The following is a 20,930-nucleotide window of genomic DNA, read 5'->3' as shown; positions in this document are numbered from 1 at the left end:
CCCATCGTTAGTGAAAGAAGCGAGCGAGATCTCCTTGGCGAAGCGATGCGCGCTGAAACCGCCCGGCCTGAAGCAGCTCCGTCCGCAAAATTTCGCGCAGCTCTTCGTCCGACAGCTTCGGCTTTCCTGCCTTGTCGACTTTTTCCGGCTGTTCGTGACGCCCTTCCTGCCGCGCGGCAAAAATGCGCTTAATTCCAGCGAGGTTGACGCCTTGATCAATCAAATCTTTAATTTCAAGCAAACGATCGATGTCATTGAGCGAAAACAGACGCCGATTGCCTTCGGTGCGCGCCGGCGTGACGAGGCCGTGCTCTTCGTAATAGCGAATTTGCCGGGCCGATAAGTCCGTCAGCTGCATCACAATCCCGATCGGAAACAATGGCATGGAACGACGAATTTGGCTGCTCATGCCAATTCCTCCTCGCTTTTCATACCTTTATTTTATCATAATGTGAAGAAAACAGTCAATTATATGTTACCTTTTCTCACAAACAAATGAGCTGCTGTTCCAGCAAGCGGTGAACAGCGGAGCAAACGGCGATTTTGACATGAGAATACGTCAATCCGCCCTGCACGTACGCCACGTATGGCGGACGCAGCGGCCCGTCCGCCGTCAGCTCGATGCTGGCTCCTTGCACGAACGTGCCCGCCGCCATGATCACTTGATCCTCGTAGCCGGGCATGTCGCTCGGGTACGGAGTGAAATGGGCGTTCACCGGGGAAGCCGCTTGAATGGCTTGGCAAAAAGCAACCATTTGCTCTGGATCATTAAAGCGGACCGACTGCACCAAATCGGTGCGCTTCGCGTTCCATGACGGCGAAGTCTCAAGCCCGACCCGCTCGAGCAATGCGGCGGTGAACACCGCCCCTTTGAGCGCTTGGCCGACGACGTGCGGAGCGAGGAAAAACCCTTGATACATCTCAAGCAGGCTGTACAGCGAAGGGCCGACTTCGGCGCCGATGCCCGGCGAGGTCATCCGATAGGCGCACGCTTCAACATATTGGTGCCTGCCGACGATATACCCTCCTGTTTTCGCCAATCCCCCTCCAGGGTTTTTGATCAACGAACCGGCCATCAAATCGGCGCCGACATGGCAAGGCTCTTTTTCCTCGACAAACTCCCCGTAGCAATTGTCGACAAACACAACGACATCCGGCTTGATCGCTTTGACAAAGGCGATCATCTTGGCGATTTCATCGACCGTAAACGACGGGCGCGTCGCATACCCGCGCGAGCGCTGGATGCCGATCATTTTCGTCCGCTCGTGGATCGCCTCGCGCACCGCCGGAAAATCAACGGCTCCGTCCGCCGTAAGCGGCACGCTCCGATAACGAATGCCAAACTCGTTCAGCGAACCGACGCCGCGGCCGCGGACGCCGACGATCTCCTCAAGCGTGTCATAGGGGGCGCCCGTGATGTAGAGCAATTCATCGCCCGGGCGCAGCACGCCAAACAGCGCGATGGCAATCGCGTGCGTGCCGGAAATGATTTGCGGGCGCACTAGGCCGGCTTCCGCGCCGAATACATCGGCGTAAATGCGATCGAGCGTGTCACGGCCGACATCATCATAGCCGTAGCCCGTTGTCGGGATGAAATGGCCGTCGCTCACTTGATGGCGGCGGAAACTGTCAAGGACGCGATGCTGGTTTCCGTCAACCAGCCTCTCAATCGAGCGATGGATCGGGGCAATTTGCGCCTCCACTTCTTCGATCAGCGCAGCGATCGTCTCTCCGTGTTTCCATGTTGTCCAAAACATTGGTGAACCCTTTCTATCATTGGAATGATTGCAGCTCCCTGTAAAGCGGGTGAGTCGGGAGCACGTACCCTTCGCATTCGTACGTCCCTTCTTGTTCATTATAGCGCCATTGCTGCAAAATCGTGTCCGCTTTTAACCGTGCGAGCCATTTTCCTTGGCCGCTTGGAATCGAGGCGTGGTAAAGGACCATTTGCCGCTTGATCGCCTCCTCCAAAAACGCGCGAAGCCGTTCGATATCAGCGGCAGAAAGCGCGCTCATGACGAGCGCCTCGGTTGTCGTCGGAATGAATTCTGGCGCCTGCCGGTCACGTTTATTGTACACTGTGACCATCGGAATGGAGGACGCCCCCAACTCCGCAACGAGCTGCAACACCGTTCGCTCATGTTCGGCGTAATCGGGATGCGACGAATCGACGATGTGCAGCAACAGATCCGCTTCCGTCACCTCCTCGAGCGTCGAGCGGAACGCGGCGACAAGCGTCGTCGGCAAGTCTTGAATGAACCCGACCGTGTCGGTGACAAGCACCGTATACCCACACGGAAGGACGCATTGGCGCGTCAGCGGGTCGAGCGTCGCAAACAGCAAATTTTCCTCGAACGAATCGGCCGCCGTCAGCCGATTAAAAATCGTCGATTTGCCGGCGTTCGTATAGCCGACGAGCGCCACTTGAAACGCGTGATTTTTTTGCCGGCGCCCGCGGTACCGCTCGCGATGTTCGGCGATGCGGCGCAGTTCGGCTTTAATGTCGTCGATGCGGCGGCGAATGTGGCGCCGGTCGGTCTCCAGCTTCGTCTCCCCCGGACCGCGCGTGCCGATGCCGCCGCCCAAGCGAGATAGCGCCGCGCCTTGGCCGCCAAGGCGCGGCAACAGATACTCGAGCTGCGCGAGCTCCACTTGCAGCTTTCCTTCTTTCGAACGGGCGCGCCTTGCAAAAATGTCTAAAATGAGCTGCGTCCGATCAATCACTTTCACCTCGCCAAGCATGTTCGTCAAATTGCGGGCTTGACTAGGAGAAAGTTCACTGTTGAAAATGACAAGATCCGGCGTCAGCTGTTTGACGAGAGCGGCAAGTTCCTCTGTTTTTCCTTTGCCGATGTACGTCGCCGGGTGCGGCGCTTCCCGTTTTTGTGTCAACTCGGCTACCACCTCACCGTTGGCGGTCGCAACGAGCGCAGCGAGCTCCTCCATCGAATAGCGAAACCGCTCGTCATCGATTCCATGAAGTTGGCAGCCGACGATGATGGCTTGTTCGCGGCTCATAGCCTTCCTTCTCCTCTCGGGCGCAGCCATGTGATCCGCATGGAGCGCCAACCGTTTTTATGGCGCGGACGCTCGAGCGCATCCCGGCCATCGGCACGGGCTTCGCTCGGCTTTCCGCGAATGACCGAAAGCGGCTGTGTCCTCTTTGTTCATCATACCAAATTCAAGCAGCGCACGGCTAGTTCATTCCCGAAAAAACGATTGATTCCCGCCGCTTTTGCCTCTACAATGATACAAGAACACGACACGGAAAGGAACAGCACGAATGACGTGGGAAATATTGAGCATCATCGGCACGATCGCCTTTGCCATCAGCGGGGCGATCGTCGCGATGGAAGAGGAATATGATTTGCTTGGCGTCTATATTTTAGGGATCGTCACGGCGTTTGGCGGCGGGGCCGTGCGCAATTTGCTGATTGGGGTTCCCGTATCGGCGTTATGGGAACAAGGTTCGCTCTTTCTTGTCGCCTTAGTCTCGATGACGATCGTCTATTTGTTTCCGAAGCAGATGCTCCCGCCATGGAAGCGGTGGGGCAACTTTTTTGACGCCCTCGGGTTATCGGCATTCGCCATCCAAGGGGCGCTGTATGCCGCAAAAATGGGCCATCCATTAAGCGCGGTCATCGTCGCGGCAGTGTTGACCGGCAGCGGCGGCGGCATCATCCGGGACGTGCTTGCCGGGCGGAAGCCGCTTGTGCTGCATGCGGAAATTTACGCCGCTTGGGCGATTTTAGCCGGCATCGCCGTCGGCCTGAAATGGGCGGAGTCGCCCGTGGAGCTGTATGTGCTGTTTATTGCCGTCGCTGCTCTTCGCATTTTGTCATACACGTACGGCTGGAAACTGCCGCGGCGGGCGGTGGGGGAAAAAGCGGGCGGGTAATCGCTTCCAGCGTAGATTCAAGTGATTAGGCATCAAACCATGACCAAAAAATGGCAAGCAGAGGACGCCCCTGCGCGGGCGCTTCGCTGTCCTTACGCACTTTGCCCGCTCCGCACCGCCACCGCCACTCCCGCGACGATGAGCGCCCCGCCCATCCAAAAGGACGCGTCAAGCCGCTCATGCAAAAACAGCCAGCCAAAGAGCGAGCCGATGAGCGGCTGAAAAAGGAAAAAGAGCGAGCCGATGCCGGCGTCGATCATCTCCATTCCTTTGTTCCACAAGAAAAACGCGCCCGCCGTTGACACGATGCCAAGGTACAACACGCCCATCGCAACGGGCGCGTTCCATTGAACGGCCGTCAGCCCCGGGCGCTCCACCATCAACATCGGCGTCATGCCGACAAACGCTACCAAGATGGCGAAGGTCGTAATGGAAAGAACGGACATGCGCGCCGATGCCATTTTCACCAGCACCGACAACAGCGCCCAAGTGACCGCCGCGCCGACTAACGCCGTATTTCCAGCCAGCGTCGACTCCCCGCTGTCTCCGAGGCCGACGATGACGACCACTCCCGCCGCCGCCAACACCAGCGCCACAAGCTTCCGCCACGTGAGCGCTTCCCCAAGCAGCCAGCGGGCAAATAAAACGACAAACGCCGGTGTTGAAGCCGTAATGAGCGAAGCCGTATGGGCGTTCGACCATTTCGTGCCGACAAATTGCAACGAAATGGAAATGACATAGCCGATGACGCCAATCGCGATCACCATCAGCCAATCGCGCCCGCGCGTTGGTGGGCGCTCGCGTTTCATTGCCGCGATCAAGACTAGCGCAATCAAGGCGACACCATAGCGCAGCCAGACGAGCGTCAGCGGCGGGATGTAGTCCAATACGTACTTGCTTACGACATACATCCCGCCCCAAATGCCGGCGGCGAGCGATAAATAGATGGAGGCAAGAACCGGTTGTTTCATCTTGCCCAACGCTCCCCCTTTCGTCCGCTTTTCCTCATCTTATCACACCCGACCGGCTTCCGTCCCGCTTGGTTTTCAGCAAAAAAAGCAGGCTTGGCGGCCGCCCCGCTGCTGGTGCGAACGTTATGTGTTTTGTCGCGCTTTACATTCGCTCAATGATCGTCGCTGTCGCCATGCCGTGCCCGATGCAAATCGTCAATAGCCCATAGCGGCCTTCCCGCCGCTCCAGCTCATGAACGAGCGACGTCATCAGCTTGACGCCCGTCGCCCCGAGCGGATGGCCAAGCGCGATGGCGCCGCCGTTGACATTCACTTTCGCAAGCGGGGCGCCGATTTCTTTTTGCCAGGCGAGCACGACCGGGGCGAACACTTCGTTGATTTCAATGAGATCGATATCCTCGATCGTAAGTCCGGCTTTTTTCAGCACTTGTCTTGTCGCCGGAATGACGCCATCCAGCATATACGTCGGGTCGGAGCCGACGACCGTTTGCGCGACGATGCGCGCTTTCGGCTTCAGTCCGAACCGACGCGCCGCCTCCCGCTCCATGAGCAACAGAGCGGCCGCCCCGTCGCTCATTTGGCTCGCATTGCCGGCGGTGATGACGCCGTCTTCTTGAAACACCGGCTTGAGCGCGGCGAGCGCTTCCGGCGATGTATCGGCCCGCGCCCCCTCATCATCGGTAACAAGGATTTCGCGGCCATCGCGGTCAAGCCCTTTGACCGGGACGATTTCGGCGCGAAACTTCCGTGCGCGCATGGCGGCTAAGGCGCGCCGATGGCTTTCGTAGGCGTAGGCATCCACCTCCGCGCGCGTCAGGCCGTATTTTTTGGCAATCCGCTCGGCTGAAACGCCTTGGTGGATGAACTCGTACTTTTCATGAAGCGACGGCGGAATCGTCCGCTCATTGCCGTCGCTGAAAATCGGGACTTTCGTCATGCTTTCGACCCCGGCGGCAATGGTGACATCCATATCGCCGGAGCGGATTTCTTGAGCGGCAAAATGGATCGCCTGCTGCCCGGAGCCGCACATCCGATTGATTTGCACAGCCGGCACTTCGATTGGGAATCCAGCCTCCAACGCCGCGAGCCGCCCGATGTTGTATCCTTGCTCGGCGATCGGCGTCACACAGCCCATGACGATATCTTCCACCTGTCCCTTTTCTATGCCCGCCCGGCGCACAACTTCATCCAACACCGCCGCGGCCAGATGAACCGGATGAACGTCGCGGAAGACACCGTTCCGCTTGCCGACCGGTGTTCTGACGGCTTCCACAATCACCGCTTCGCGCATCATCTTCGCCTCCTTGTTGTTGTCAACGCCACGCCTTGACGGCGCGGCGGCCACACCGTTGTATCGAACGGCGCACCGCAGCGCCGCCAAATGGGCCCATTTCTGTCCACCTCTCCGTGAGCGGCGCCTGTTCATGTTGTATACGTATAGAACTCGAAGCTAACTTGAAACGGCTCTGTTTCCCCTTCAAGCGGCTGTTCATGTTGTATACGTATAGAACCCTTTCCCTGTTTTCCGCCCTAAATGCCCGGCTTCAACGAGCTTGCGCAAAAGCTGCGGCGCGCGGAACCGGTCGCCGGGCGGATGCGGCCGAGCGCCGCCTCCGCCTCTTGTTCGGACAACTGCCCCGCTTTCACAAAGCGGCGCAAGCTTTTTTCGACCGAGGCGAGCCCGTTTTGCAAAGCCGTTTCGGACACGTCATAGAAATGCACCGTTTTTCCCGCCATCGCCGCCGTTTGCGCGATGCCGCTTCCCATCACTCCGGCGCCGATGACTGCAATCGTTTCGGCCACGGTGTTCGCCTCCTTTACTCCGTCGCCGCATCGGCATAGCGCGCCGCCATCTCATCGCGCAGCTTCCGCTTCAAAAACTTGCCGACGCTTGTTTTCGGAATTTCATCGAGAAACACAATGTCATCCGGCAGCCACCATTTCGCAAATTGCGGGCGCAAAAAGTCGTACAGCTCTTCTTTTGTCACGCTTTTGCCTTCTTTCAGCACGACGCAGGCAATCGGACGCTCCTGCCATTTCGGATGTGGCACGGCGACGACCGCCGCTTCGAACACCGCCTCATGAGCCATAAGCGCATTTTCCAAATCAACCGATGAAATCCATTCGCCGCCACTTTTAATGACGTCCTTCGTCCGGTCGACGATTTTCACAAACCCTTCTTCGTCCACGGTGACGACATCACCGGTATAGAGCCAGCCGTCGCGGAACGTCTCCTTCGTTCGCTCATCGTTGTAGTACTCGGCAGCGATCCACGGCCCGCGCAAACAAAGCTCACCCATTTCCTTCCCGTCCCAATGAACCGGCCCGTTTTGGCCGATTACTTTCATTTCAAGCCCTGGCGCAAGCAGCCCTTGTTTGGCGCGAATGTCGAGTTTCTCCTCGTACGACAGCTCGTCTTGATAGCTTTTCGGGCGCGAGACGAGCACAAGCGGGCTCGTTTCCGTCATGCCGTACGCGTGAATGAACGGAATGCCGTATTTTTCTTCAAAGGCGCGGATCACTCCTTTCGGCGCCGCCGAACCGCCGCAAATGACGCGCGTCAGGCTGCTGACATCATAGCGGCCTTTCTCCAATGCTTGCAGCAGCCCGAGCCAAATCGTTGGCACGCCGGCCACGATCGTCACCCGCTCGGTTTCAATCAGCTCGGCAAGCACGTTCGGCGTAAACGCCGGCCCCGGCATGACGGTCGTCGAACCGAACCACGTGGCGGCAAACGGCATCCCCCAAGCGTTGACGTGAAACATCGGCACAATCGGCATGGCGACATCGCGCTCGCACAACCCCAGCGTATCAGCTAGACCTAGCGCCATCGCGTGCAAGACGGTGCTCCGGTGCGTGTACACAACCCCCTTGGGCTGGCCTGTTGTCGCCGATGTATAGCACATTCCGGCCGGTTGGTATTCATCGAGGTCTTTCAAAAACGGAAATGCCGGATCGCCGTCAGCCAGCAGTTTCTCGTAATGGTACACCGGCGCCAGCGCCGTTTCCGGCAGCTCGTCGGCGTCGGTCATAATGATGAAAGCGCGCACGTTCGGGATCTCGTCTTTCACCGCTTCAATGGCCGGCAGCAAATCATCATCGATCAGCAAAACCCGGTCATCGGCATGGTTGATGATGTAGGCGATATGCTGCGGCGAGAGGCGGATATTGATCGTATGCAGCACCGCCCCGATGCCGGGAATGGCAAAATACGCTTCCAAATGGCGGTGATGATTCCAGGCGAACGTGCCGACGCGGTCGCCGACTCCCACCCCGAGCTGCTTCAACATGCTGGCCAGCCGGCGCGTCCGCTCCCCAATCTCTTTGTATGTATGGCGGACGACACCGCCTTTCATGCGGGAGATGACTTGTTTTTTCGGAAAAAACACCTCCGCCCGCTCGAGCATCATCGAAATGGTTAACGGTGTTTTCATCATCGGTTATTCCTCCCTCTTCAATAAATCAGCATGTTCATTGACTTTAGGCGGCGCTTCGACGTCCCACCGGCCATCCGGCCCATGCGCAGCCGTCCACACGCCATCCGGCTGCATCGCGACAAGGCGGCGAACTTGGTCGTCGGCAAACAGCCGCTTCGCTTCATCTGCTTCAAGCACCGGAGCAAGGCAAGCGTCGACCCTTTCCGCGAAGGCGCTCCATTCAGAAAACGTTTTTTCGCGAAACAAAGCGACAAGTCCGTCATACACCGCCTCTCCCGGCCGCGCCGGCGCCCACTGCGCTCCGATCCATTCCGGATGGCCGATCGCTTCGCAAAACTGGCGCCAAAAGTGCGGTTCAAGCGCCGCTACGCTCATATAACGGCCGTCTTTCGTCTCATACAGCTGGTAGCACACCACCTCCCCGGCCAGTTCGGCAAGGCCATGTTTCGGCCCGCCGCCGTGTTCCATGGCAAAATGGCCCGCCATCATCGCCGCCAAGCCGTCAACCAGCGAGACGTCCAAATAGGCGCCTCGGCCGGTCCGCTCGCGGGCGAACAGCGCCGCCAAAACGCGCTCCGCCGCCGCCATGCCGCCGATAAAATCGGCCAGCGTCACGTTCGGATGAACCGGACGGCCGCGTGCATCGGCGAGCTGCGCCAATACACCGGAGAGCGCCATATAGTTCAAATCATGGCTGCCGAGCAAGGAGCGGCCGCTCCGCTGGCCAAAGCCGCTGATCGAGCAGTAAATGATCCCTTCGTTGTCGCGGCGCACATCGTCATACCCGAGCCCAAGCCTAGCCATCACTCCGGGGCGGAAGCTCTCGATCACCACATCGACGCGGGCAGCGAGCCGCCGCGCTTGCTCGCGTCCCTCGTCCGTCTTTAAGTCCAAGGCGACGCTTTTTTTGCCGGCGTTATAGGCGGCAAACAGCCGTCCCCCGGCGAACGGGCGCAGACGGTCGCCGGAGGGGGGCTCGATTTTGATGACTTCGGCTCCGAGCTGGGCGAGGCGCCAGCTCGCAAACGGACCCGGCAAGTACTGGGAAAAATCAAGCACAACGATGCCGTTCAACATGGCCATTCCCTCTTTCTACAAATCTAGCTCGCGAGCGATGATCGTTTTCATCATCTCGTTCGTCCCGGCGTAGATGGCGCTCACTGGAATGTCGCGATAGCGCCGGGCGATCTCGTATTCTTCCATATAGCCATAGCCGCCGTGCAGCTGCATGGCTTCGGCGGCGACGCGTTTGGCCATCTCGGTAATCCACCATTTCGCCATCGACACTTCGGTGACGATCCGTTTTCCTGCCATATGCTCTTCAATGACGCGGTCGACAAACGTGCGTCCGAGGGCGATCTCGGTCGCCATTTCGGCGAGGCGGAACTGGACGGTTTGAAACTCGCTCACCCGTTTGCCGAACGCCGTACGTTGTTTGACATATTGCTTCGTCAAGGAAACCATCACTTCCGCCGCCGTCTGCGCGGCGATGGCGACAACAAGCCGCTCCTGCTGGAGTTTTTCCATTAAGTAATAGAAGCCTTTTCCTTCTTCACCGAGCAAGTTGGACGCCGGCACTTTCGCATCTTGGAAAAACAGCTCGGCCGTATCTTGGGCGTGCAGCCCGACTTTCTCAAGCTTCCGCCCGCGCGTAAACCCCGGCGTATCCCGCTCCACGACGAGCAAGCTGATGCCGCGGTGCGGCGGTTTCGCGTGCGGGTCGGTTTTGCAGGCGACGATGACCAAGTCGGCATGAATGCCGTTGGTGATAAACGTTTTTTGCCCGTTGACGATGTAGGCGTCGCCGTCTTTCACCGCCGTTGTCGAAATGTTGGCCAAATCCGACCCGGCCCCCGGCTCGGTCATGGCGATGGCGGTAATGAGCTCACCGCTGACGCATTTCGGCAGCCATTTTTGCTTTTGTTCCTCCGTTCCGTACGAGGCGATGTACGGCGTCACAATATCGTTATGCAAGCCGATGCCGACAAGGCTGGAACCGACTTTTTCCAGCTCCTCATTGATGACAACCGAGTAGGCAAAATCGGCGTTCAATCCCCCGTACTTCTCATCGACCCATGGGCAAAGAAAGCCGTTTTCCCCCATTTTCGCCCAAAACGAGCGCGGGATGATGCCGCGCCGCTCCCATTCGTCGTAGTACGGATACGCTTCTTTCTCTAAAAACTTGCGGAATGCATCGCGGAAAATCTGGTGCTCCTCGCGCAAATAGCGAGCTGCCACCGTTCATCCCTCTCTTCTGTTCGGTCACTTTTTCTCCGTTCCGCCCGCCGCCTGTTTTTTCAGCTGTTCACGCAGCAAAAACTTTTGGATTTTCCCGCTCGCATTGCGCGGCAGGGCGTCGATGAAATAATAGGCGCGCGGCCGCTTGTACGGGGCAAGGCGATCGCTCGTTTGGCAAAACTGCTCGAGCTCCTCGGCGGTCAAGCTGTCCTCTTTTTTGACGATGAAGGCGACGACTTTTTCGCCCCACAGCTCATCCGGCTCGCCGAGCACGGCGACATCAAGCACTTTCGGATGCTCATACAACACGTCCTCGACTTCGCGCGGATAGACGTTTTCTCCGCCGCTGATCACCATGTCATCGACCCGGTCGGCGACATACAAGTAGCCGTCTTCATCAACGTAGCCGAGATCGCCGGAATGATACCAGCCTTTGTACAGCGCTTGTTCCGTCGCTTCCTCGCGCTTGTAGTAGCCGACCATCATGCACGGTCCGCGCATCACAATTTCGCCGACTTCATACGGCGGCAGCACATCGTCTGGGTCGGACGGCCCGTCCTCCCGCGCGCGGACGACGCGGATGTCATGGTTGAGGCAGGCGCGCCCGGCGGAACCCGGTTTCTTGAGCTGCTCATCTTCCAACAAAAACGTCACCGCCGGCCCCATTTCCGTCATCCCGTACGCTTGAATCAGCTCAATGCCGAGCCGCTCTTGGCATTGCCTCACCAGCGCCGGAGCCATCGGAGCGGCGCCGTATAGACCGAGGCGAAGCGATGATAAGTCGTAATCGCCTACATTTTCCTGCAAAATCATGTTCCACATCGTCGGGGCGCCAAACAGGAGCGTAATCCGCTCACGTTCGATCGTCTCGAGAACGAGCTTGGCATCAAAATGGTGCAAAATGACGCTCGCCGCTCCTGCATGCACGCGCGGCAGCAAGCAGCAATGCAGTTCGGCGCAATGGAAGAGCGCCGCCGCCGCCAGCCCGCGATCCGTCTCGCGGATGCGCATGACGCCATAGCAAAGGACGCTTTGCTCGATCATGTCGCGGTGCCGATGCATCACCCCTTTTGGACGCCCGGTCGTGCCGCTTGTATACATAATGGCGTACAGATCGCTCTCTTCCACAGGCACGCGCGGCGCTGCCACCGAAGCCCGGGCCGCCTGTTCATGAGCGCTTTTGGCAAACGGCGGCGGATCATGGTCGATCGACCAAAACGACACGTGCGGAAACCGGTGGTGAATCGCGGCGAGCTGCGGCTCAACCGCCCGTTCCAACAGCACGAGTTTCGGCTCCGCATCGGTCAAAATATAAGCGATTTCTTCCGCTTTCAGCCGAAAGTTGATCGGATTGAACACGGCGCCGATTTTGGCGCAAGCAAACAGGGCGGTGGCGAGTTCAAGCGTGTTGTACAGAACTGTAGAAACGCGGTCTCCCTTGCGCACGCCGGCTTCCTGAAACGCATTCGCCCACCGGTTCACGTCCCGCTCCCATTCGGCGTACGTATAGCGGCGGCCGGTCGCCACCTCGACGACCGCTTCCCGGTTTGGAAACTTTCGCACGGTCTGAGAAAACATCTCGCCAATCGTCATATACAAGCGGCATCTCTCCTTTTCTGTTCGATTTGCGCCAATCAACGGCGCTGTTTTTATAATACAGATAATTCAGACTATTTATCTTAACAAACAGCCTTTTGTTGTTTATGTATTCGCCTTTTTTTCAAGCATTCCTCTTTTCCAAAGCAAAAAAATGCGCCCGTTTCTTGTCCTTGCCAAGAACGAGCGCATCGGCTGGACAGATTACGCCTGAATGACAAGGTCGCGATCGCGGATCGTCATCAGCTCTTTTTTATCATAGCGTCCTTCATGAAGGAGGCGGACCGCCTGTTTGCGGATCGCTTTTTCGATCAAGTTGCGGATGTAGCGGCCGTTGCTGAACTTGAGGCGGCCGGTCGCTTCCAGCGTCCCTTCGAGATGAATGTATAGTTTCCGCTCCGCTTCCGGCGTCATTTCATATTCGCGCTCGCGCAGCATTTGCTTGGCGATTTGCACGAGCTCCTCGACCGTGTAATCGGGAAACTCGATCGTCAACGGAAAGCGCGACGGCAAGCCCGGATTTAGCGACAAAAAATAGTCCATTTCTTTCGGATAGCCGGCCAAAATCACGACCAAGTCGTCGCAAAAGTCTTCCATTCCTTTCACCAGCGTGTCAATCGCTTCTTTGCCGAAGTCCTTCTCCCCGCCGCGGGCGAGCGAATACGCTTCATCGATGAACAAAATCCCCCCGCGCGCTTTTTTAATCAAGTCGCGCGTTTTGTTCGCCGTATGCCCGATGTACTCTCCGACCAAATCGGCCCGCTCCGCTTCAATGAAATGCCCTTTGGACAGGACGTTCATTTCGTAAAACAATTTGCCGAGCAAGCGTGCCACCGTCGTTTTGCCGGTGCCGGGATTGCCTTTGAAAATCATATGGAGCGCTTGCCGGCTCGATTTTAACCCGTTCTCTTTGCGCAGCCGGTTAATGTACAGCCACGCGTAAATTTCCTTGATCATCTTTTTCACATGTTCAAGGCCGATCAGCTGGTCAAGCTCCCGCTGAATGTTGCGAAGCGCTTGATGTTCTTCGCTATCCATCCAGTCGCTTGGCTCTTCCTTGATCAGATGGTTGACCGTTTTGGAATTGAGCACGATATTGATTTGCCCTTTCGCCTTATTCATCGTCAATTCTGACAAGGGGCGTCACCTCGCTTCCTGTTTTCTTCCCCCCGCACCATTTTCACCGCGTCTTTGATGCCTCACCTTTTTGCTATTAATATACGTATGCCGCCGTCCATTCGTGACAATCGCCTAGAAGGCCGGTGAAAAACCGCTGATTCCCTTCATCAATGGAAGAATGATTGAAAAGCAGGCCCGATAAAACAAGGTTTTTCTAATTGAGAAATGACATTGGAAAGCTGTATACCCCGTTAAATCACCAGCCTCCTAGAAGCCGGACAGCTGAGCAATGGGCAAAGGGAAGAAGGCGACAAGGAAAGTCTATACATGTTTATTCAGCAAGGAAGGCTTTTACGCATGCGAAGTCCTCCTTCGCTCTCGTTTACGGTGGAAAGCTCCTTGCCGCCAGTTGCGGGGCGAAGAAGCGGCGAAGCGAGAAACACGGAAAAAATCCACGGGCAGCACGATCTGCCCTCCACTTAGGGATGAAAATCCGCATCAGTTCGGCATTTTCACGAAAAAAATCCATGGGCAACGTTTTGGCCTCCACGCGGGGAGGGGGGACATCGCGCGCCAGTTCCGCATGTTCACGGCAAGTTCCATGGGCAGCAGTCCGCCCTCCACGGAGATGAAACCTTTGTGTCAGTTCCGCATATTCACAGAAAAGACGCCCCGCTCGATGGGGCGTCTTTCCGTTCGGCGTTATGTACCGACAGCTTATTGCTCGGCATCGAAATGAATGTTCCGCTCCGGCGCAAACGTCGAAATGGCATGTTTGTAGATGAGCTGCTGCTTCCCTTGCACTTCGAGCAGCACGGTGAAGTTGTCAAACCCTTTAATGTACCCGCGCAGCTGGAAGCCGTTTAACAAGAAGACCGTCACTTGGATGCCTTCTTTGCGCAGCTGGTTCAAAAACTGATCTTGAATGTTGATGACATTTTTCATCAAACGTCCTCCTCTTTTCTCTCTTAAAGATATGGTTTATATATTCGCTTCGAGTTGAAGCTTTCCTGCTATGTAGTGAAAAATTTCCTTCGTTCTGGCGGGAAACGCAGCGAAGTCGGTCATGTCAAACCACGTCACCGGCATTTGGTTGCGAAACCACGTCAGCTGCCGTTTCGCGTAGCGGCGCGAATGTTGCTTCAATTGTTCGATCGCTTCCTCGAGGGAGACGCGGCCGTCAAAGTAGTCGTACAGCTCTTTGTAGCCGATCGCCTGCACCGCTTGGCAATCGCGGAATCCGCGATCGTAAAGGGACTTGGCCTCTTCGATCAGCCCTGCGGCGATCATGGCATCGACTCGTTCGTTAATGCGGCGGTAAAGCACGTCGCGCTCCGCCGTCAAACCGATGATAGCCGTCTCATACAACAGCCGCCGCTCGCCCCGCTGCCATGCACTGAACGGCTTCCCGGTGCAATGATGCACTTCAAGCGCCCGAATGACGCGGCGAATGTTGTGCGGATGGATGCGCGCCGCGCTTTCCGGATCGACGGCCGAAAGCCGCCGATGGAGCGCCTCCGGTCCTTGCTCGGCCGCCAGCTGCTTCAGCGTCCGGCGATACGCTTCATCGGACGGGGCGTCAGAAAACTGATAGTCATAGATCGCCGCTTGGATGTACAATCCGGTGCCGCCGACGATGATCGGTAACCGCCCGCGCGCGGAAATCTCGGCGATGAGCGTCCGGGCGAGCCGCTGAAACTCGACGACGGAAAACGGTTCGCATGGCTCCTTAATATCGATGAGGTGATGTGGAATTCCTTCCATTTCATCCGGCTTCACTTTCGCCGTGCCGATGTCCATTCCTTTATAAATTTGCATCGAATCGCCGCTGATGATTTCTCCGTCCAGCTTTTTGGCCAACGCAATGCCGAGTTTGGTTTTGCCGACCGCCGTCGGCCCCACGATGACGACGACTTTTCCACCCATAGCGCTTCACTGCTTTCCATGTCAGAACTCCTGTTCAAACACCATTATACTGAAAAACGGCAACGCATGAAACCATTTCTTTCTTATCGTTTTCACCATCCTGCCGTTCTTTTATACATGGCGCTTTCACTGCCAGCAAACGGGGGCTCAAAAGGACCGGGACGCCCTCTTTCGTCGCTATATATACGTACTGACTGCTTCCGTCGCACTATATGTTGTGACTATCTTGAAAGAAGGCGATCTTTTGGGTCAGCCCCTCTCTCATCGCTATATAGAAGCAGCCGCCGCTCCCCTGCCATACGATAGATTATGTCTTTCTTGAGGGGCGATCGCTTTTTGGATCAGCCCTCTTCCGTTTCCGTATCTACGTGCGGACTGCTTCTGTCGCCCGATATGCCCCCCTTATCTCAAAGGGACACCACCTTTTCGGTCAGCCGCCTCAAAGCGAAAATTTGCGGACAATCGCCTGCAAATCATCGGCCATTCTCGCCAGCGCGGCGGAAGAAGCAGAAATTTCCTCCATCGATGCCAGCTGCTCCTCCGTCGCCGCCGAGACTTCTTGCGCGCTGGCGGACGTCGATTCGGCGACATCGGCGACTAGGCGGACAGAGCGGACGATTTGTTCAGAAGAAGCGGCCATCTCGCCGACCGCGGTGGATACATCGCGGATTTGCGCGGCGACTTCGTCGACGGCAGCGCGAATTTGCGCGAACGTTTCTCCAGAAGTCCGGATTACATTCGTCCCGGATGCGACTTCATTGACGACCGATTCCATCGATGCCACGGCATGAGCCGTCTCTTCTTGGATCGCGGCGATCAGCTCGGCGATTTGCTGCGCCGAGGCGGCCGATTGTTCCGCGAGCTTTCGCACTTCATCGGCGACGACGGCAAAGCCCCGACCATGCTCACCGGCGCGCGCCGCTTCAATCGCCGCATTTAAGGCAAGCAAATTCGTCTGCGCCGCAATGGTGCGGATCGCTTCAATAATGGAACCGATTTGTTCGGAGCGATGGCCGAGCCCTTTGACCACCTCAGCAAGCTGTTCTACGGTGCGGTTCACAGTATCCATTTGCGCGACGCCCGCATCGATCGTTTCTCCACCGTCAGCCGCCCGCTTTGACGTGTCGGCGGCGATGGCGACCACGTTCTGCGCGCGGGCGGAAACTTTCCCGATTTGTTCCGACATAGCGTTAATGACCGACGATGTTTCTTCAACGCTTTGCATTTGTTGATCGACCCCCGAGGCGACGCTCTGGACGGTCATGGCAATTTGTTCGGTCGCTTTGCTCGTCTGCTCGGCGCTAGCCGCCAACTGTTCGGAAGCAGCGGCGACTTGTTCGGCATTTTGCGCCACTTGTTGAATCACCTGACGCAAGTTGTTCGCCATTTGTTCGAACGCGGCAGCCAGCTGGCCGATTTCATCGCGGTTGCGCACGCTTATGTTCGCCTCGCGCAAATCACCGGCCGCAATCCGCTTGGCCGCATCGGTGAGAGCAAGCAGCGGGCGGGACAACGAGCGGCTGATATAGTAGCTGACAGCCGCCCCCATCGCGATTGTCAAGACGCCGACGATAAGAACAAGATGGAGAACCGCCGCCGCCGATGCGCTCGCATCGCGGTTCGCCTGTTTCATCTCGCGCTCGTGCAACGCGGCCAATTGATCAATTTTTTGTTCAAACTGCGTGGTCAAATCGCGGCCGGTTGTCACGATCAACGCCGTATATTGCTCAGTCTTGTTTTGGTCCTTTAATTCAAACGTTTTTTGCCCGAGCTCATAAAACTGCTGTTCAAGCAAATCGAGTTCGGCCAGCCGCTGTTTTGTCGCTTCTTGGGTTGACGAAGCGGCCAGTTTTTCGCTCGTTTGTTTGTACGCTTTATGCGCTTTTTCGAAGTTTTCTTTGGATGTGGCATCCCCAGTCAGCAAGTAGCCGCGCATGCTGCCAACCTCGCGGCGGACAAGCACCTCAAGTTCTTTCGTGTTGACTAGCTTGGGCACCCTTTTTTCGATGACGTCCGTATATGTACGGTCCAGTACGGAATTTTCGTAATAGGCGAAACCGACCAACAGTGCGATGAGTACGTAAACGAGGCCAAAGCCGGCGAACAGTTTTTTACGAACGGTCAATTTCATTGACATATCCCCCATCTGCGAGTAAATTTCTACCTCTCCTTCTATATTATCGGATCACGCGCCGGCAATGTTTAGTCTGTTCGAGCAGGAGAGCCGCCTCTTTTTTTTCGCGGCCAAACCGGCGCGCCGGTGCATCGCGGTCCGGTCCCAACGACCCCGACCCGTGTTATCCGTTGCGCTTGCGCTGCCCGTTCGCACACCGGAAGGCGACCGCCGCTCCCTTTTGGCTGTCGCCGGCTGTAATCCTTTTTTCCCGGGCTTAACCGCCTACGCTGTCCATTCCGGCTCGTTCGGCCGGGTTGGCTGTCGATCGCGGCGGAGGACACCTTAACCGCCTACGCCGTCTCTTCCGGCTTCCGTGTGTTGCCGCCCGCCTCAGCTTGATCGCGGATCAAAAACGACGTCGCAAGAGCAACGATGCTGCCGATGAAGCCAAACAAAAACAGGTGGTGAATGCCGGTTATAAAGGTCGGAGCCTGGGCCAAAAGCGCCCCCATGACCGTGACGCCGATCGCCGTGCCGATATTGCGGCAAAACATAAAAAACGACGTCGCAATTCCTTTTTCATGAACGTCAGCCAGCTGCTGCGAACCGATGATCCCAACGGTCGACGTCAAGCCGAACGACAGTCCTTGCAAAAACATGATGAAAAAGACGTACCAAAACCCGTGGCTTTCGTTCAGCAAGGCAAGCAAAAGGCCGGAAACGACAAGTAGCACGTTGCCGATGATCAAAAGCAAGCGATAGCCATAGCGCAAAATCCACTTCCCCGCCGGCACGGCAGCGATCATCCAGCCGACCGACGAGCCAAGCAGCGCCACGCCGCTCATAAACACAGACAAGTGGGCGACATTTTGCAAAAACAGCGGAATGTAGCTTGACGTCCCAAACAAAGCGACACAGCTGACAAAGCCGTTGATGTTCATCCATTTCAGCGTCCGATGATGGACAAGCGACAGCGGCACGAGCGGAGATGGCTGCCGTTTTTCAAAATAATAAAAGGCGACAAGCAACAGCGCCCCGACCGCACCGTACCACCATTGCCCTCGTTCAACGACCGTCACAAGCAAAAGCAAGCTGATCGCCGCCGCAAACAGCGCCGCGCCCATATAGTCGACCGAAGCCCGCTTCGGTTCATATACTTCTTGATACGGAAGCAAGGTCAAAAGCGAAAGCAAGCAAATCGGGATGTTGACGTAAAAGATCCAGCGCCATGTCGCATACTCGACAAACAACGAGCCGAGCAGCGGGGCGAGCACGGCCGAAATGCCCCACATGGCCGTAAAAAACGCTTGGATTTTTCCGCGCTTTTCCACCGGAAACAAATCGCCGGCGATAATCGCCGGAAACGGCATCATAAACCCGGCCCCCACCCCTTGCAAGGCGCGGAACACCACCAGCTGCACCATGCTTTGTGACAAGCCGCAAAGAAGCGAGCCGATGAAAAAGAACATAATGCCAAAGCTGAATACTTTTTTGCGGCCAAACAAGTCCGAGAGGCGGCCAGCGATCGGCGACAAGACCGTCGTCGTAATCATGTACGATGCGAACGCCCACGCGTACAAAGAAAATCCGCCGAGTTCGTTCGCGATGATCGGCATTGTCGTATTCATGATGGTCGTATCCATCGACGCGACGAGCATCGCCAAGACGATGCTGACCATGACCGATAAGCGGCTGTTCATGCGAAGGACCTCCTTTTTCAGTAAACTACGAACAGTTTATTTTACATGATAAAAAATGAGAGCACCAAATGATATGCATTGAACATTTGAATCATTTGTGTTGGTTGTCGAATTTTGCTACCCTATAAATGGAAATCCCCAAAACCGCTAACGTGACTCCCATCATATCATTGCACCAGTAAGGAGGAGAGAAATGAAAAAAACAACGATTGTCTTTTCGATCTCGATTGTGATTGCCATTGCGTTTACTATTTGGGGGATGATTCCGGAATCTTTATGGCCGCGCTACAATTTAAACGCGGTCAGCAGCGCGGTGCACACGTTTCTAATCGATAAATTCAGCTGGTTTTATTTGCTCAGCGCTTCCTTGTTTTTAGCGTTTTGTTTATTTCTCATTTTTTCTCGCTACGGAAATATTCGTCTTGGCCGCGACGAAGAAAAACCGGAATACAGCTATATGACATGGTTTGCCATGCTGTTTAGCGCCGGAATGGGAATCGGGTTAGTGTTTTGGGGAGTGGCCGAACCGGTGTCCCACTATTACACGCCGCCAACCGGGGAAGGGGCGACAACGGAAGCGGCCCGTCTGGCGATGCGCTACTCGTTTTTCCATTGGGGGTTGCATCCATGGGCAATCTACGGCGTCTTGGCCTTAGCGCTCGCTTACTTCCAGTTTCGCAAACGAGACGCCGGCGTTGTTAGCCGCACACTGCGCCCGCTGTTTGGCACACGCATAGAAGGCGGCCTCGGGGTAGCCATTGATACGTTGGCCGTCTACGCAACCGTGTTTGGCATCGCCACTTCGCTAGGTCTGGGAGCCATTCAAATTAGCGGGGGATTGCATCAGCTGTTTCCCCGCATTCCAAACAGCTTTTCGACCCAGCTGCTCATCATTGTCGTTGTCACCGCCCTATTTATGCTTTCGGCGCAAACCGGCCTTAACAAAGGCATAAAATGGCTGAGTAACTTAAATATCGCGCTCGCGTTGCTGCTCATGGTTTTCATGCTGTTTGCCGGGCCGACGAATTTTATTATGGATGTGTTCACAACAACAATCGGGACGTACTTACAAAACCTCCCGTCGATGAGTTTTCGGCTGAACCCGTTTGAACAAAATGATTGGCCGAAAGTGTGGACCATTTTTTATTGGGCGTGGTGGATCGCGTGGGCGCCGTTTGTCGGGACGTTCATCGCTCGCATTTCCCGCGGGCGCACGATCCGTGAATTTATGATCGGTGTCTTGGCGGTTCCAACGATTTTCAGTGCCCTTTGGTTTTCTGTTTTCGGCGGCTCGGCTCTTTACCTCGAGCAGTTCCAGCATGCGGGCATTGGCAAAGTGATGAATGAAAAAGGGATCGAAACTGCCTTGTTTTTTACATTCGAACATTTCCCGCTCGCTACATTGCTTTCGGGCATCGCCATTTTGCTCATTTGCACGTTTTTTGTCACATCGGCCGACTCGGCAACGTTTGTGCTTGGCATGCAGACGACCAATGGCAGCTTAAACCCCCCAAACTCGGTCAAATTCGTTTGGGGCATTGTCCAATCAGCGATAGCGGCCATCCTTCTGTTCGTCGGCGGACTTGAATCGCTGCAGACAGCATCCATTATCGCCGCGTTTCCATTTGCGATCATTATGATTTTGATCGTTCTGGCCCTTATCCGTTCCTTCCAGCAAGAAACGGCGCGAAAAACGCAAAAACCTATCGAATAATGACTAACGGTGTCCCGCTTTTAAGGACACCTTTTCTTATTTATAGACCTAATGATTGTCAAACGCTATCATTCACACCGTCCTCCTAATAGACAGCGACAGCAAAGGTCATAGACCGAAAGCATAAGAAAAGGCCGCCCGCCAAAGCCACAAAGCGCTTTATGCGAGCAGCCTTCCACCGCCTTCGGTGATATGTTTAGGAGGCCGGTGATTTA

16 protein-coding genes and 2 pseudogenes are annotated in these 20,930 nt (G+C 56.2%); 2 read left to right on the top strand and 16 right to left on the bottom strand.

Going from position 1 to position 20,930, the window contains the following annotated elements:
- Positions 1-7: 7 nt before the first annotated feature.
- From B4113_RS18015 to hflX, 3 genes are all read right to left on the bottom strand, one after another.
- Positions 8-409 (bottom strand): MerR family transcriptional regulator, encoded by a 402-nt coding sequence (locus B4113_RS18015; protein ID WP_033023211.1) that lies wholly within the window; start codon positions 407-409, stop codon positions 8-10.
- 76 nt (positions 410-485) lie between these two features.
- Positions 486-1,757, bottom strand: coding sequence for a methionine gamma-lyase family protein (locus tag B4113_RS18010; RefSeq protein WP_033843569.1), 1,272 nt, complete (start codon positions 1,755-1,757; stop codon positions 486-488).
- Positions 1,758-1,773: 16 nt separating this feature from the next.
- Positions 1,774-3,018, bottom strand: a complete 1,245-nt coding sequence (gene hflX / locus B4113_RS18005) for a GTPase HflX (protein WP_033843568.1) — start codon at positions 3,016-3,018, stop codon at positions 1,774-1,776.
- A gap of 265 nt (positions 3,019-3,283) precedes the next feature.
- Here hflX and B4113_RS18000 point away from each other — a divergent pair, with 265 nt between their 5' ends.
- A complete protein-coding gene (locus B4113_RS18000) occupies positions 3,284-3,898 on the top strand; it encodes a trimeric intracellular cation channel family protein (protein ID WP_033843567.1) in 615 nt (204 codons plus the stop codon).
- 92 nt (positions 3,899-3,990) lie between these two features.
- On the opposite strand, the gene B4113_RS17995 is transcribed toward B4113_RS18000, so the two are convergent.
- The 13 genes and pseudogenes from B4113_RS17995 to B4113_RS17940 all read right to left on the bottom strand — a co-directional run bounded on the left by B4113_RS17995 (position 3,991) and on the right by B4113_RS17940 (position 19,001).
- A complete protein-coding gene (locus tag B4113_RS17995; RefSeq protein ID WP_033843566.1) occupies positions 3,991-4,869 on the bottom strand; it encodes a DMT family transporter in 879 nt (292 codons plus the stop codon).
- A gap of 142 nt (positions 4,870-5,011) precedes the next feature.
- The gene (locus B4113_RS17990; RefSeq protein ID WP_172418812.1) at positions 5,012-6,163 is read right to left on the bottom strand and encodes a thiolase family protein; all 1,152 of its coding nucleotides are present in this window, start codon (positions 6,161-6,163) and stop codon (positions 5,012-5,014) included.
- Positions 6,164-6,358: 195 nt separating this feature from the next.
- Positions 6,359-6,457 (bottom strand): annotated as a pseudogene (locus tag B4113_RS21325) (3-hydroxyacyl-CoA dehydrogenase family protein); the annotation flags it as partial.
- Positions 6,451-6,672, bottom strand: a pseudogene (locus B4113_RS17985) (3-hydroxyacyl-CoA dehydrogenase NAD-binding domain-containing protein); the annotation flags it as partial. The pseudogenes B4113_RS17985 and B4113_RS21325, both read right to left, overlap by 7 nt.
- Positions 6,673-6,686: 14 nt before the next feature.
- Positions 6,687-8,306 (bottom strand): long-chain fatty acid--CoA ligase, encoded by a 1,620-nt coding sequence (locus B4113_RS17980; protein WP_033843564.1) that lies wholly within the window; start codon positions 8,304-8,306, stop codon positions 6,687-6,689.
- A gap of 3 nt (positions 8,307-8,309) precedes the next feature.
- A complete protein-coding gene (locus tag B4113_RS17975) occupies positions 8,310-9,383 on the bottom strand; it encodes a CaiB/BaiF CoA-transferase family protein (RefSeq protein ID WP_033843563.1) in 1,074 nt (357 codons plus the stop codon).
- Between the two features lie 15 nt (positions 9,384-9,398).
- The gene (locus tag B4113_RS17970; protein ID WP_033843562.1) at positions 9,399-10,544 is read right to left on the bottom strand and encodes an acyl-CoA dehydrogenase family protein; all 1,146 of its coding nucleotides are present in this window, start codon (positions 10,542-10,544) and stop codon (positions 9,399-9,401) included.
- 24 nt (positions 10,545-10,568) lie between these two features.
- Positions 10,569-12,143, bottom strand: coding sequence for a fatty acid--CoA ligase (locus tag B4113_RS17965; protein WP_061912725.1), 1,575 nt, complete (start codon positions 12,141-12,143; stop codon positions 10,569-10,571).
- Positions 12,144-12,344: 201 nt separating this feature from the next.
- Positions 12,345-13,277 (bottom strand): stage V sporulation protein K, encoded by a 933-nt coding sequence (gene spoVK, locus B4113_RS17960; protein WP_033023188.1) that lies wholly within the window; start codon positions 13,275-13,277, stop codon positions 12,345-12,347.
- A 699-nt stretch (positions 13,278-13,976) separates the two neighbouring features.
- A complete protein-coding gene (gene hfq / locus B4113_RS17955; RefSeq protein ID WP_033023186.1) occupies positions 13,977-14,204 on the bottom strand; it encodes an RNA chaperone Hfq in 228 nt (75 codons plus the stop codon).
- A gap of 36 nt (positions 14,205-14,240) precedes the next feature.
- Positions 14,241-15,185, bottom strand: coding sequence for a tRNA (adenosine(37)-N6)-dimethylallyltransferase MiaA (miaA, locus tag B4113_RS17950; protein ID WP_033843558.1), 945 nt, complete (start codon positions 15,183-15,185; stop codon positions 14,241-14,243).
- A gap of 439 nt (positions 15,186-15,624) precedes the next feature.
- A complete protein-coding gene (locus tag B4113_RS17945; protein ID WP_033844861.1) occupies positions 15,625-17,322 on the bottom strand; it encodes a methyl-accepting chemotaxis protein in 1,698 nt (565 codons plus the stop codon).
- Positions 17,323-17,651: 329 nt separating this feature from the next.
- Entirely contained in the window at positions 17,652-19,001 is a 1,350-nt protein-coding gene (locus B4113_RS17940; protein ID WP_061912724.1) for an MDR family MFS transporter, read from the bottom strand.
- 193 nt (positions 19,002-19,194) lie between these two features.
- Between B4113_RS17940 and B4113_RS17935 the strand changes: the two genes are divergently transcribed.
- Complete coding sequence (locus B4113_RS17935; RefSeq protein WP_033023181.1) at positions 19,195-20,715, top strand: BCCT family transporter; 1,521 nt, start codon at positions 19,195-19,197, stop codon at positions 20,713-20,715.
- Positions 20,716-20,930: the final 215 nt, after the last annotated feature.

The organism is Geobacillus sp. B4113_201601 (assembly GCF_001587475.1).
GTDB classification, from domain to species: domain Bacteria; phylum Bacillota; class Bacilli; order Bacillales; family Anoxybacillaceae; genus Geobacillus; species Geobacillus icigianus.
The sequence above is the reverse complement of the archived record's forward strand: the minus strand, read 5'-3'. Positions and strand labels throughout refer to the sequence as shown.